Consider the following 12679-nt stretch of genomic DNA (forward strand, 5'->3'; position numbering starts at 1 on the left):
TGCGATAAACTGATTCATTCACAAAGAGTTGCAGACATTGTAGAGACTTGATGGCGTAGGTGCCAGAGAAAAGTCAGCGGCTATTGACGCTCGTCTCTGGCGAGTTTGCGTAACTTGAGTTGTTTCTGTTGCACATTGAGGCTGGCTTTGACTAATTGCTCCACGTCAGATTCAAGAATTTGACTGAATTCAAAGTCAGTTTGCCATTGTAGATGTTCAGGTTGAGTATGTTGTTCTGTTCTGTCATTACGACTCATATCGCCTTCGGCTTGTGCTATTTTTTGTGCTTGAGTGGCGATGACTTTGCCAAAACAGAGAATGGCAACTAATTCGTCGTGAATAAACAGAGTAATTTTATAGTGGGAGCCAATGTCTAAGGCTGTTGGGGTGAGTAATCTCAGGCCACTGCCACCAAATTGGTTACCAAAGCATTTTTCGCCTTCTTGGGTTTCTTTTTCTAATACATGTTGCAGCACTAAATCTACTTTGCGGGATTGCAGCTTTAAAAAATCCACGACAACTTTTGCCTCGTTATCTAAATGGCGCAGCTGTAGCAAGCAGTTAGCTTCGAGTGTTTTGACTTCGCTGAGCAGTTGAATGCCTAATGATTGCATTGATCTCAGTGCCATTTCTGAGGGTAATGGCTGGGAACTCGGCCATTGGCTTAGGTAGGCGGTAAAGTGGTGAGGCACACTAAAATACGGATTGGTGTCAGTGAACAAGGCTTGCCTCTTTATTTATAGGACCAATACCCCTATTATCGTGCCCATCTTCATGATTTAGCAAGTTCAGCACACAGGACGCAACCCTCTTTCAATGAATCCAGGATTCCCTTTCTATATTGGTTACCGTTATTGGCGGGCCAAAAAAGCGAACGCGTTCGCGTCGTTCATTACCTTATTTGCTGTTTCGGGCATTTTTTTAGGCGTTGCAGCCCTGATCGTTGTCAGCTCAGTGATGAATGGCCTTGAAGGCCAACTTAAGCAACGTATCTTAGGTGCAGTGCCACAATTAACCCTTTATAGCGAAGCGCCGTTAGTCGATTGGACAAAGCAGGCGAGTGCACTTAAAGCCTTACCGGGAGTGTTAGGCGTTACACCGAGCGTGTCGACGCAGGCCATGGTGCAATCTGCGTCGAATATTCGCGCAGTGCAGGTTTATGGGGTGTTTCCCGAATTAGCACAAAAGTTATCCTCCGTTGCGCAGCATACTTACTCAGGTGCATTTGAACAGTTGGCGAGTGGCGACTTCAAGGTGATTTTAGGATCTGAGCTCGCACGGCAACTCAAAGTCGCTCCCGGTGATACGGTACGATTATTGAGTGGCGATGGTGTGGTGTACTCCCCATTAGGCCCAGTTCCGAGTCAACGTAAGTTCTTGGTATCTGGCATTTTTGAAATGGGCTCTCAGGTTGATGCTGGCGTTGCTTATATCCATTATCAAGATGCAAAGCGTCTAATGCGTCAACCGAGTGAGGCTATTGATCAGCTTAGACTCTATTTAACTGATCCCTTTAGTGCGCCCGCTTTAGCGTCTAAAGTGCAGGATGTTCTCGCTAAACAAGATATTAAGGTAACAACCAGCGATTGGCGTGATACCTATGGTCACTTGTTTGGTGCGGTAAAAATGGAAAAGAACATGATGTCACTGATGCTGAGCCTGATTGTGGCCGTGGCCGCATTCAATATCGTCTCGGCGCTGGTGATGATGGTGGTCGATAAAACCACGGATGTGGCAGTGCTAAAAACCCAAGGCGTAACCACGCCCGCCGTGATGGGCATTTTTGTGGTGCAGGGTTCGCTCAATGCTGTACTTGGTTTAGTGCTTGGGCTCGCGGTAGGTATACTTATCACTTTGAATCTGAATGGCATTATGACGACATTAGGCATTTCGATTTTAGGTGCAGGACAGAGTTTGCCAGTAAAACTGGAGTTGATGCAGTTGTCAGTGATCGTGATAGGCACACTATTGGTCACCTTGTTGGCGACCTTATATCCCGCGCTGCGTGCGGCCAGTGTGCAACCTGCAACTGCGTTGAGATACGAATAACCCCGTGAGCTTTTACGAATAGTCGTCACCCATGGGCATTCATCCGTGAGTGATGCTTGCCAAGATGAAAATAATTTAATGCATTGATTTAATGAAATAAATCGGTGCCAAAGCATGTTTAAGAGAGAACTTCAATGCAAGACGTGTTACTGCAAGTGCAGAGTGTCAGTAAGAGTTACCATGATGGCGCCGTGACCACGCAAGTGTTGTCTAATGTCGATTTGCAGGTGTTTAAGGGCGAGCAGTTGGCGATTGTCGGCAGCTCAGGCTCAGGTAAGAGCACACTGCTGCATATTATGGGGACTTTGGATGAGCCAACCGCGGGCAAAGTCTTGTTGCTAGGCGAAGATTTATACCAAGTGTCTAGTGCGCGTCAAGCGCAGATCCGCAATCAAGATCTCGGTTTTATCTATCAATTCCATCATTTATTGCCTGAATTCACTGCGCTAGAAAACGTCGCTATGCCGGCATTTATTCAAGGTAAAGATCGTAAACAAGCGCTCGCCGATGCCAAAGTCTTATTGGAGCGGGTTGGGCTAGGCCATCGCATGACTCACATTCCCGCTGAACTATCGGGCGGCGAGCGTCAGCGTGTCGCTATCGCAAGGGCGTTGATTAATAAACCTAAGTTAGTGCTGGCCGATGAACCTACGGGTAATTTAGATGCTAACAGTGGCGATGCGGTTTATGAGTTGATCCGCGAGCTGGCCGATCAGTTAGGTACGGCGTTTGTGGTGGTGACTCATGATCATAAATTGGCTGCCCGTATGGACCGCCAACTGATGATGAAAAACGGTTACTTGCAATTAGCGGCGGAAACCCAAGTATGAAAGGACCGTTAGCCCTATCCATTGGTTGGCGTTTTTATCGCGCCCGCCAATCCAACAGTTTTATTAGTTTTATTTCCTTTGCATCGACTGCCGGTATCGCTTTAGGTGTGGCGGTATTGATCATAGTTCTGTCTGCAATGAATGGTTTTGAGCGCGAGTTAGAGCAAAGATTACTGGGTGTAGTGCCGCAGGCGGACATTGTCGGGGTGGACGAACCTATCGTCAATTGGCAGAGTGTTGCGCAAGGTGCGCTACAAATTGAAGGTATTCGTGGTGCAGCCCCCTTTATTCGCATGCAAGGTTTAGTACAGAAGCCTGGTGGTTTTCAAGGCTTAGCCGTGGTGGGTATTGATCCGAAAGAAGAAACGAAGGTATCAACTTTGTCACAGTTTATGAGTGATGCAAGCTGGCAGAGTCTGAGCCAAGATGAGAATCATATCGTCCTTGGCGAGAGTTTATTGACTAAGTTGGGGCTTGAGGTGGGTGATACGCTGGCCTTATATGTGCAGGATATCGACCCCGACGCGGCAGGCAGTTTACGTGCGGCGAAGAGCCATCGTTTTGTGGTGTCAGGCACCTATCATTTGGGCGGCGAGCTTGAACTGACAACCGCTTATATTCCATTGCAATACGCGGCGCAGATCTTGAACATGAATAGCGGTGTAACGGGTGTGCGTATTAGCGTCGATAAAGTGTTTGATGCACCAGTAAAAGTGCGCGAACTCGGTTATGCGCAAAAGCAGTCTGTGTATATCAGTGACTGGACTCGTACTCAAGGGCATTTATATCAAGATATTCAGTTAGTTCGCACAGTCATGTACTTAGTGCTAGTGCTGGTGATTGGTGTTGCTTGCTTTAACATCGTTTCCACCTTAGTGATGGCGGTGCGGGATAAAGCCTCAGAAATTGCTATTTTGATGACCATGGGCCTGAGCCGTTTGGCTGTGATGGGGATTTTCATGGTGCAGGGTGCCTTGAATGGTCTGCTTGGCTGTGGTCTTGGTGGCATTATCGGCGTGAGCGTGGCACTGAATTTAAGTGCGATTGCGAGCTCAGTTGAGCAGTTACTCGGTATTCAACTGCTCTCGGCCGATGTTTACTTTGTCGATTTTTTACCGTCTGAATTGCATGTTTCGGATGCAGTACTGGTGATTGTGATGGCGTTTGTGATGAGTTTAATCGCGACTTTGTATCCCGCTTGGAAGGCGAGCCAAATTGCACCAGCACAAGCGTTAGCGGGTAGATAACTGGATAAGTGGCTGTTCGTCATGTTAGCCGATTTGGGCTGAAATCAGTGTAGATGTTTTCAGGACACTCCTTTCTTCCCAATGACTATTGCTTAATTACTATATTATTTCTAAATACGATATTGTGGCGACTGAGGACTTGATGACTCGAGTACTTAAGGCTTTAGAATGAAAACCACATAAACAAAAAGGCCAGTGGGCGCTCTTAAAGAGATTACCACTGGCCTTTTTTGTATCTGTTTTATGCGTTTATTTAAACTAAGCGTTAATTTCGATTAACGCTTTAAGCCTTCGTTCAATAATGGACGCATGATCTTCACTAATTCTGTGGTCACCTTAGGTGAGCCAGCAACGATGTTGCCCGAAACCAAATAGTTATGGTTGCCAGTAAAATCAGTCACTGTACCGCCTGCTTCGCGGCAAATCAGATCGCCAGCAGCGATGTCCCATGGCTTTAAGCCGATTTCAAAGAAACCGTCCAAACGACCCGCGGCAACATAGGCTAAATCTAATGCGGCAGAACCTGCGCGACGTAAGTCAGCACATTGGCCGAAGACTTCGCCGAAAATAGCCATGTAAGTTTCAGTGTGTTGACGCGCCTTGAATGGGAAGCCAGTACCAATCATAGTAGGCGCTAATTCATTCACGTTGGTAACACGCAGACGGAAATCATTGAGTTTGGCGCCTTTACCACGGACGGCGGTAAAGAGTTCTTCACGGACAGGATCGTAAACAACGGCAACTTCAGTCTTGCCTTTGTATTGCAGAGCGATAGAAACCGCGAAGTGGGGAATGCCTCTAACAAAGTTGTTAGTGCCATCCAGAGGGTCGACTATCCAAACATAGTCTTTATTCTCACCGCGGTTTTCGCCTTTCTCTTCACCCACGATAGTGTGATCTGGGTAAGATTTACGAATTTGGTAAGTAATTGTCGCTTCTGCTTCCTTGTCTACACTGGTAACAAAATCGTTGATACCTTTTGAACTGACTTCGATACGGTCAAGTTCAGTATAGGCGCGCATAATAGTTTGGCCGGCCGCGCGGGCAGCGCGTACAGCAATCGTCAGCATCGGATGCATTGCAATCCCCTGGATGTTAAAGAACGTTAAAATAGCGGGCGGTATTATACTCGATTTGATAGTTATATCAAATACCGATTTTCATATAAGCATTCGGCAATGGCTGTGATAATATTCGTCCCCAACGTTTTATGAATTAAATTAAGTTGTTTCATGCTAAGTAATATTCGAGTGGTTTTAGTGGGGACTTCGCACCCCGGCAATATTGGTTCTACTGCCAGAGCGATGAAGACTATGGGTCTGTCTACTCTGTATCTTGCAGAACCCCGGGTTGAGCCCGACGGTCATTCCATAGCATTAGCCGCGGGTGCATCGGATATTCTGAAACATCTTGTGAAAGTGGATTCACTTGCTGAAGCGATTGCCGATTGCAGTCTAGTGATTGCAACTAGCGCGCGCAGTCGCACCTTAGATTGGCCCATGTTAGAGCCAAGACAAGCTGGGGTGAAATTAGCGACCGAGGCACTTAAAGGCCCTGTTGCAATTGTGTTTGGCCGTGAAAACCATGGCTTAAGTAATGAAGAGCTGCAACAGTGCACTTATCATGTGGCTATCCCTGCAAATCCAGAGTACAGCTCGCTTAATCTGGCGCAAGCCGTACAAATCATTTGTTATGAAACCCGCGTTGCCCATCTTGCGCAAAAAGACGTTGCCGAAGACGAGCTGACTGAGTATCCCTTGGCTGCCGATCAGGAACGTTTTTTCGCACACCTTGAAACGACACTGTTATCCACTGGATTTATCATAAAGAACCATCCTGGACAAGTGATGATGAAACTTCGCCGCTTGTTTAGTCGTGCACGGATTGAGAGTCAGGAAATGAATATCCTCAGGGGCATTTTGACGTCAATTGAGAAAGTGGCGGGTTCTAAAGAAAAATAGCCAAACCTTACTAATTAACACTAATCGCGAAGGATAAATAATGGGCGTGATAGCTAGGCTAAAAGAAGATATTGAATCTATATATCACCGTGATCCTGCGGCGCGTAGCGCGTTTGAGATCTTGGTTAACTATCCAGGCATGCATGCCATTTGGTTGCATCGGATAAGCCATAAGCTATGGAAGCGCGATTGGCGCTTAACGGCACGTTGTTTATCGACGTTTTCCCGTTGGTTGACAGGGGTTGAAATCCATCCTGGGGCAACCATAGGTCATCGATTTTTTATCGACCACGGTATGGGCGTTGTGATTGGTGAAACGGCTGAGATTGGTGATGATTGCACCCTTTATCACGGTGTCACGCTTGGTGGAACCACCTGGCAGGCGGGGAAACGTCACCCTACGTTAGCCAATAACGTGGTGGTGGGCGCAGGGGCAAAAATCCTCGGTCCTATTACCATGCACGATGGTGCGCGTGTGGGTTCGAATTCTGTTGTGGTGAAAGATGTGCCCAAAGATACCACGGTTGTGGGGATTCCTGGGCGCGTGGTGGCAACACCGTCACCGCAATCGAAAGAGAAAACTGAACGTCGCAGCGCGATGGCAAAAAAATACGGCTTCGATGCGTACGCGGTATCACCGGATAATCCCGATCCGGTGGCCAATGCAATAGGGCAGATGCTCGATCACATGCATTTGATGGACTCGAAAGTTCAAGAGTTGTGTCAAGCCATTCAAGGGCTGGGTGGCAATGTCTGCACTGAAAAACTGCCAGAGCTTGATATGGGCGAGTTTAATGATGCAGAAAAAGCGGCAGCGGAAAAACGCCATAGTGCATTAGATGAGTTTGATCCGAGTATCTAAGTTTCAAGAAATGGTTCAACGAAATCAGTTAACTTAGAGGTCTAACTTGCTTAAGGGCTGACCCTCACAAGGGTCTCGTTTAGCGTTTTACTTTAGCTCATCCTGTTGTAAAGGCGCATATTGCGATCAAACCTGAGTTTGATCGCGCCATAGTACCGAGATCACTTTTATCCTGCGTTTATATCGTGCTAGATGTCGATTAATTGGCGCTTTAGCATTGAATCTTAGGCTAGAAAAAGGTTAAATACCCCACCAAGATGAAAGGGTATTGGTTATGTGCACACTCATATACTTGAGTGTTTTAGTAGGTTTTAATACTTGACTGAATTACTCGGGTATGTTGAAATAATGCATACCTGTTCGGGAGCTATGGTAGTTATGAAACTTACATCAAAAGGTCGTTATGCAGTAACCGCTATGCTAGATGTGGCAATCCACTCAGCATCGGGACCAGTTCCCTTAGCGGATATCTCTGAAAGACAAGGGATTTCGCTTTCCTATCTGGAACAACTCTTCGCTAAGCTAAGAAAACACGGTTTAGTTGCCAGTGTACGTGGACCGGGCGGTGGTTATCGCTTAGGTCTAGAAGCCAATGATATTTCAGTCGGCATGGTTGTCCATGCTGTAGACGAGTCTGTCGATGCGACTCGTTGCCAAGGACTTGGCAACTGTCAGAGTGGAACTCGCTGCTTAACCCATTCACTTTGGGGCGATTTAAGCAAACAAATTTCCGATTTTTTAGATGGTATCAGTCTTGCCGGCTTGATGCAGAAGCGAGATGTGCAATTTATCTCACTTAAGCAAGACACTATGCAAAAGGAACAAAGAGTCAGTTTATAGCGGCACTTTGTTATATATAAAAATAATTTTTGTACGTTGTATGTAGCCTCTACCAGAGACTGCTCAGTACGGAGTGTGTTATGAAGCTTCCTATCTATTTAGATTATGCCGCCACCACGCCTGTTGATCCTAGAGTCGCGGAAAAGATGTTCCAATGCATGACAATGGACGGCATCTTTGGTAATCCGGCCTCACGTTCACACCGCTACGGCTGGCAAGCCGAAGAAGCGGTGGATATTGCTCGCAACCAAGTTGCCGAGTTAATTAACGCCGATCACCGCGAAATTGTGTTTACCTCTGGCGCGACGGAATCGAACAACTTAGCGATAAAAGGTGTTGCTCATTTCTATCACAAGAAAGGCAAGCACATCATCACCAGTAAGACTGAACATAAAGCGGTTCTCGATACTTGTCGCCAATTAGAGCGTGAAGGTTTCGAAGTGACTTACTTAGAGCCTGCTGCAAACGGCATCATTCCAATGGAACGTTTAGAAGCGGCAATGCGTGACGACACTATCCTTGTCAGCATCATGCACGTGAACAACGAAATCGGTGTTATCCACGATATCGATGCAATCGGTGAGCTATGCCGTTCAAAGGGCATTATTTTCCACATGGATGCGGCGCAAAGTGCAGGCAAAGTGCCTATCGATGTGCAAGCCACTAAAGTGGATTTGATCTCGATTTCTGGTCACAAAATGTATGGTCCTAAAGGTATCGGCGCCTTATATGTTCGCCGTAAGCCTCGCATTCGCTTAGAAGCGCAAATGCACGGTGGTGGTCATGAGCGTGGTATGCGCAGCGGTACGTTACCAACGCATCAAATCGTAGGTTTAGGTGAAGCTGCTGCAATCGCAAAAGCGGAAATGGCCTCTGATGATGCTCGTATCGGTGCATTACGTGACAAATTATGGAATGGCATCAAGCACATTGAAGAAACCTATATCAATGGTGATGCGATTGAGCGTGTTAGCGGTAGCCTCAACGTCAGCTTCAACTATGTTGAAGGTGAGTCGTTAATGATGGCACTGAAAGATTTAGCGGTTTCATCGGGTTCGGCTTGTACCTCAGCCAGCCTAGAGCCTAGTTACGTATTACGTGCACTTGGCTTAAATGATGAAATGGCACATAGCTCGATTCGTTTCTCAATCGGCCGTTTCACAACCGAAGAAGAAATCGATCACGCTATCGAAGTAATTACTCAATCTATTGATAAATTAAGAGAAATGTCTCCTTTGTGGGAAATGTTTAAAGATGGGATCGACCTGAACCAAGTTCAGTGGGCACATCATTAATTCTGACCTTTACAATAGATAATTTTGGAGCAGTACCATGGCTTACAGTGAAAAAGTGATAGATCATTATGAGAATCCACGTAACGTTGGTTCTTTTGATAAAAACGATCCTTCGGTCGTGACCGGTATGGTAGGCGCGCCTGCTTGCGGTGACGTGATGAAACTTCAGTTGAAAATTGGTGCTGATGGCATCATTCAAGATGCTAAGTTCAAAACCTACGGTTGTGGTAGCGCGATTGCGTCTAGCTCACTGGTAACTGAGTGGGTTAAAGGCAAGACTATCGAACAAGCTGCGGCGATCAAAAACACGGATATCGCTGAAGAATTGGCATTGCCACCAGTGAAGATCCACTGTTCAATTTTGGCTGAAGATGCCATTAAAGCTGCTATCGACGAGTACAAATCGAAACAAGCTAAGTAACATCTGGAGTTAAGATGGCGATTACAATGACCCCAGCGGCAGCCGATCGTGTCAGATCTTTCTTAGTCAACCGAGGCAAAGGTGTAGGCCTGCGTCTCGGCTTAAGAACATCAGGCTGTTCTGGTATGGCTTATGTACTTGAGTTCGTTGATTCTTTAAATGATGACGATGAAGTATTTGATATCGAAGATGTGAAAATCATCATAGATGCCAAGAGCCTTATCTATCTTCAAGGGATCGAGCTGGATTTTGTTAAAGAAGGGCTGAATGAAGGCTTCCAATTTAATAATCCTAACGCAAAAGGTGAGTGTGGTTGTGGTGAAAGTTTCACTGTTTAACCGCTAAAGTTGACGCATGAATTATTTCGAGCTGTTTAAATTTTCCCCTGCCTTCGATATTGATACCGCCTTACTTGCAGAACGCTATCGCGAACTGCAACGGGCGGTTCATCCCGATAAATTTGCCAATGATACTGATCAGCAAAAATTGCTGTCGGTGCAGCGCACGGCGCAAGTCAATGATGGTTTTCAAACCTTAAAAGATCCCATTCGCCGCGCTGAGCATATGTTGTCGCTGCGTGGAATTGAATTAAGCCATGAAACCACGACAGTGAAAGATACTGGCTTCTTGATGCAGCAAATGGAATGGCGCGAGGCGTTAGAAGATATACGCGATAGTGCCGATCCTCAAGCGAGTATTGACGAGCTATATCAATCTTTTGCGCAGTACCGCGCGCAACTCACTCAGCAATTGACTCAACTGTTAACCAGTGAGCAGGCTGAAGACGCATTGTTAGCGGCGGATCAAGTTCGCAAACTCAAATTTATGGCAAAATTACACGACGAGTTGACCAGAGTCGAAGACGCTCTGTTAGATTGATTTTCCGTGTTTATGTTACTTTGCTGACTCAAGTACGCTTGAGTTGGCATTACTAAGTTGGATATATATGGCCCTTTTGCAGATAGCTGAGCCCGGTCAAAGTGCCGCGCCGCACCAACATAGACTTGCCGTTGGCATAGATTTAGGTACGACCAATTCTTTGGTGGCGGCCGTTCGAAGTGGAGAGACGGCAACCCTGCCGGACGAACTTGGACAGCATTCATTACCTTCTATCGTGCGTTATACCCAAGATTCAGTCGAAGTCGGCGCGCTTGCTGCGTTGAGTTCGGCGCAGGATCCGCAAAACACGATCGTTTCGGTTAAGCGTTTTATGGGCCGCAGCCTAGCGGATATTAAAGCTGGCGAGCAATCATTACCCTACGAGTTTGCCGAAAGCGAAAACGGTTTACCTTTATTTGTGACTCCCCAAGGCCAAGTGAATCCCGTGCAAGTGTCTGCGGAGATTTTACGTCCGCTGATCGCCCGCGCTGAAAAAACCTTAGGCGGCGAACTGCAAGGCGTGGTGATCACTGTGCCTGCGTATTTCGACGATGCCCAGCGCCAAGGCACAAAAGATGCCGCAGCTTTGCTGGGTGTTAAAGTGCTACGTTTGTTGAATGAACCGACTGCTGCTGCGATTGCCTATGGTTTAGATTCTAAGCAAGAGGGCGTGATTGCCATCTATGATTTAGGCGGCGGTACTTTCGATATTTCTATTTTGCGTTTGAATCGCGGTGTATTCGAAGTGTTAGCCACTGGTGGTGATTCAGCGCTTGGCGGCGATGATTTCGATCATTTACTGCAAGCACATATGCAACAAGTGTGGCAGCTTAGCGACATCGACTCACAATTAAGCCGTCAGTTGTTGATTGAATCGCGTCGAGTCAAAGAAGCCTTAACGGATGCTGCAGAAACTGAAGCAAAAGTGATCCTTGCCGATGGTACTGAACTGACGCAAATCGTTACTAAAGCTGAATTTGATGCCATGATTGCGGCATTGGTGAAAAAGACCATTGCCAGCTGTCGCCGTACCCTGCGTGATGCGGGCGTGACGACGGATGAAGTGCTTGAAACTGTGATGGTTGGCGGTTCAACGCGCGTGCCATTAGTGCGTGAACAGGTCGAAGCTTTCTTCGGTAAACCACCGCTGACATCTATCGATCCCGATCGTGTTGTCGCCATTGGTGCGGCCATTCAAGCCGACATTTTAGTGGGTAACAAACCCGAATCGGATTTGTTATTGCTCGATGTGATCCCTTTGTCATTAGGCATAGAGACCATGGGCGGCTTAGTGGAAAAAGTGGTATCGCGTAATACCACGATTCCGGTTGCACGGGCGCAGGAATTTACCACCTTTAAAGATGGTCAAACGGCCATGGCATTCCATGTGGTGCAGGGCGAGCGTGAGCTCGTTGCCGATTGCCGCTCACTGGCGCGTTTTACCTTAAAAGGTATTCCGCCGTTAGCCGCTGGCGCTGCGCATATTCGTGTGATTTTCCAAGTGGATGCCGATGGTTTACTTAGCGTGACGGCGATGGAGAAGTCCACCGGCGTGCAGTCTAGTATTCAAGTTAAGCCGTCTTTTGGTTTATCGGATACTGAAATTGCCACTATGCTGAAAGATTCGATGAAGTATGCTAAAGACGATATCGGTCGTCGTATGCTGGCCGAGCAGCAAGTGGAGGCGGCGAGGGTACTCGAGTCTTTACATGCCGCGTTAGCGAAGGATGGCGATTTGCTGAATGCCGATGAGCGTGGGCAGATCGATGCTACTATGGCCAATGTGGCGCAAGTTGCCGCGGGCGATGATGCCGATGCGATTAAGCTCGCGATTGAAAAACTGGATGAGCAAACCCAAGATTTTGCTGCCAGACGTATGGACAATTCTATTCGAGTGGCATTCAAAGGCCAGTCGATCGACAACATATAGGTGATGTAATGCCCCAATTAGTCTTTCTTCCCCATGCCGAGTTGTGCCCTGATGGCGCTGTGCTTGAGGCGAATGTTGGTGAGACCATTCTCGATGTTGCGCTGCGTAATGGCATCAATATCGAGCATGCCTGTGAAAAGTCCTGTGCTTGCACGACGTGTCACTGTATCGTGCGTGAAGGCTTTAATGATCTTGAGCCAAGTGATGAGCTAGAAGATGACATGTTAGACAAAGCATGGGGACTCGAGCCCGAAAGCCGTCTATCTTGTCAGGCTAAAGTGGTCGACACTGACATGGTGATTGAGATCCCTAAATACACGGTTAACATGGTTAGCGAAGGCAATTAATATTGCTTCGATAATGAT

At 47.0% G+C, this 12679-nt stretch carries 14 protein-coding genes; 12 read left to right on the forward strand and 2 right to left on the reverse strand.

Going from position 1 to position 12679, the window contains the following annotated elements; genetic code table 11:
• Positions 1 to 80 precede the first annotated feature (80 nt).
• The gene (locus RA178_RS10485) at positions 81 to 722 is read right to left on the reverse strand and encodes a hypothetical protein (protein ID WP_212601065.1); all 642 of its coding nucleotides are present in this window, start codon (positions 720 to 722) and stop codon (positions 81 to 83) included.
• Positions 723 to 816: 94 nt separating this feature from the next.
• Here RA178_RS10485 and RA178_RS10490 point away from each other — a divergent pair, with 94 nt between their 5' ends.
• From RA178_RS10490 to lolE, 3 genes are all read left to right on the forward strand, one after another.
• Entirely contained in the window at positions 817 to 2049 is a 1233-nt protein-coding gene (locus tag RA178_RS10490) for a lipoprotein-releasing ABC transporter permease subunit (RefSeq protein WP_028759812.1), read from the forward strand.
• Between the two features lie 134 nt (positions 2050 to 2183).
• Positions 2184 to 2879 carry a lipoprotein-releasing ABC transporter ATP-binding protein LolD gene (gene lolD / locus RA178_RS10495; protein ID WP_028759813.1) on the forward strand — a complete coding sequence of 232 codons (696 nt, stop codon included), beginning with the start codon at positions 2184 to 2186 and terminating at the stop codon, positions 2877 to 2879.
• Positions 2876 to 4126: a lipoprotein-releasing ABC transporter permease subunit LolE gene (lolE, locus tag RA178_RS10500; protein ID WP_287480319.1), complete on the forward strand. Its 1251-nt coding sequence runs from the start codon at positions 2876 to 2878 to the stop codon at positions 4124 to 4126. The genes lolD and lolE overlap by 4 nt, the downstream gene beginning before the upstream one ends.
• A 275-nt stretch (positions 4127 to 4401) precedes the next feature.
• Here lolE and suhB read toward each other — a convergent pair whose 3' ends face one another.
• Complete coding sequence (gene suhB / locus RA178_RS10505) at positions 4402 to 5205, reverse strand: inositol-1-monophosphatase (protein ID WP_028759815.1); 804 nt, start codon at positions 5203 to 5205, stop codon at positions 4402 to 4404.
• Positions 5206 to 5358: 153 nt separating this feature from the next.
• Between suhB and trmJ the strand changes: the two genes are divergently transcribed.
• From trmJ to fdx, 9 genes are all read left to right on the forward strand, one after another.
• Positions 5359 to 6087 carry a tRNA (cytosine(32)/uridine(32)-2'-O)-methyltransferase TrmJ gene (gene trmJ / locus RA178_RS10510; protein WP_113940594.1) on the forward strand — a complete coding sequence of 243 codons (729 nt, stop codon included), beginning with the start codon at positions 5359 to 5361 and terminating at the stop codon, positions 6085 to 6087.
• A 40-nt stretch (positions 6088 to 6127) separates the two neighbouring features.
• Positions 6128 to 6949 (forward strand): serine O-acetyltransferase, encoded by an 822-nt coding sequence (gene cysE / locus RA178_RS10515; RefSeq protein WP_028759817.1) that lies wholly within the window; start codon positions 6128 to 6130, stop codon positions 6947 to 6949.
• 378 nt (positions 6950 to 7327) lie between these two features.
• Positions 7328 to 7789: a Fe-S cluster assembly transcriptional regulator IscR gene (iscR, locus tag RA178_RS10520; RefSeq protein WP_006081858.1), complete on the forward strand. Its 462-nt coding sequence runs from the start codon at positions 7328 to 7330 to the stop codon at positions 7787 to 7789.
• 80 nt (positions 7790 to 7869) lie between these two features.
• A complete protein-coding gene (locus RA178_RS10525) occupies positions 7870 to 9084 on the forward strand; it encodes an IscS subfamily cysteine desulfurase (protein ID WP_113940595.1) in 1215 nt (404 codons plus the stop codon).
• A gap of 37 nt (positions 9085 to 9121) precedes the next feature.
• A complete protein-coding gene (gene iscU, locus RA178_RS10530; protein WP_006081856.1) occupies positions 9122 to 9505 on the forward strand; it encodes a Fe-S cluster assembly scaffold IscU in 384 nt (127 codons plus the stop codon).
• 14 nt (positions 9506 to 9519) lie between these two features.
• Positions 9520 to 9843 carry an iron-sulfur cluster assembly protein IscA gene (iscA, locus tag RA178_RS10535; RefSeq protein ID WP_006081855.1) on the forward strand — a complete coding sequence of 108 codons (324 nt, stop codon included), beginning with the start codon at positions 9520 to 9522 and terminating at the stop codon, positions 9841 to 9843.
• A gap of 16 nt (positions 9844 to 9859) precedes the next feature.
• Positions 9860 to 10384 carry a co-chaperone HscB gene (gene hscB / locus RA178_RS10540; RefSeq protein ID WP_113940596.1) on the forward strand — a complete coding sequence of 175 codons (525 nt, stop codon included), beginning with the start codon at positions 9860 to 9862 and terminating at the stop codon, positions 10382 to 10384.
• Between the two features lie 67 nt (positions 10385 to 10451).
• Positions 10452 to 12314 (forward strand): Fe-S protein assembly chaperone HscA, encoded by a 1863-nt coding sequence (gene hscA / locus RA178_RS10545; RefSeq protein ID WP_306685314.1) that lies wholly within the window; start codon positions 10452 to 10454, stop codon positions 12312 to 12314.
• 8 nt (positions 12315 to 12322) lie between these two features.
• Complete coding sequence (fdx, locus tag RA178_RS10550) at positions 12323 to 12661, forward strand: ISC system 2Fe-2S type ferredoxin (protein ID WP_006081852.1); 339 nt, start codon at positions 12323 to 12325, stop codon at positions 12659 to 12661.
• Positions 12662 to 12679 lie beyond the last annotated feature (18 nt).

The organism is Shewanella oncorhynchi, assembly GCF_030848765.1.
GTDB lineage: Bacteria > Pseudomonadota > Gammaproteobacteria > Enterobacterales > Shewanellaceae > Shewanella > Shewanella oncorhynchi.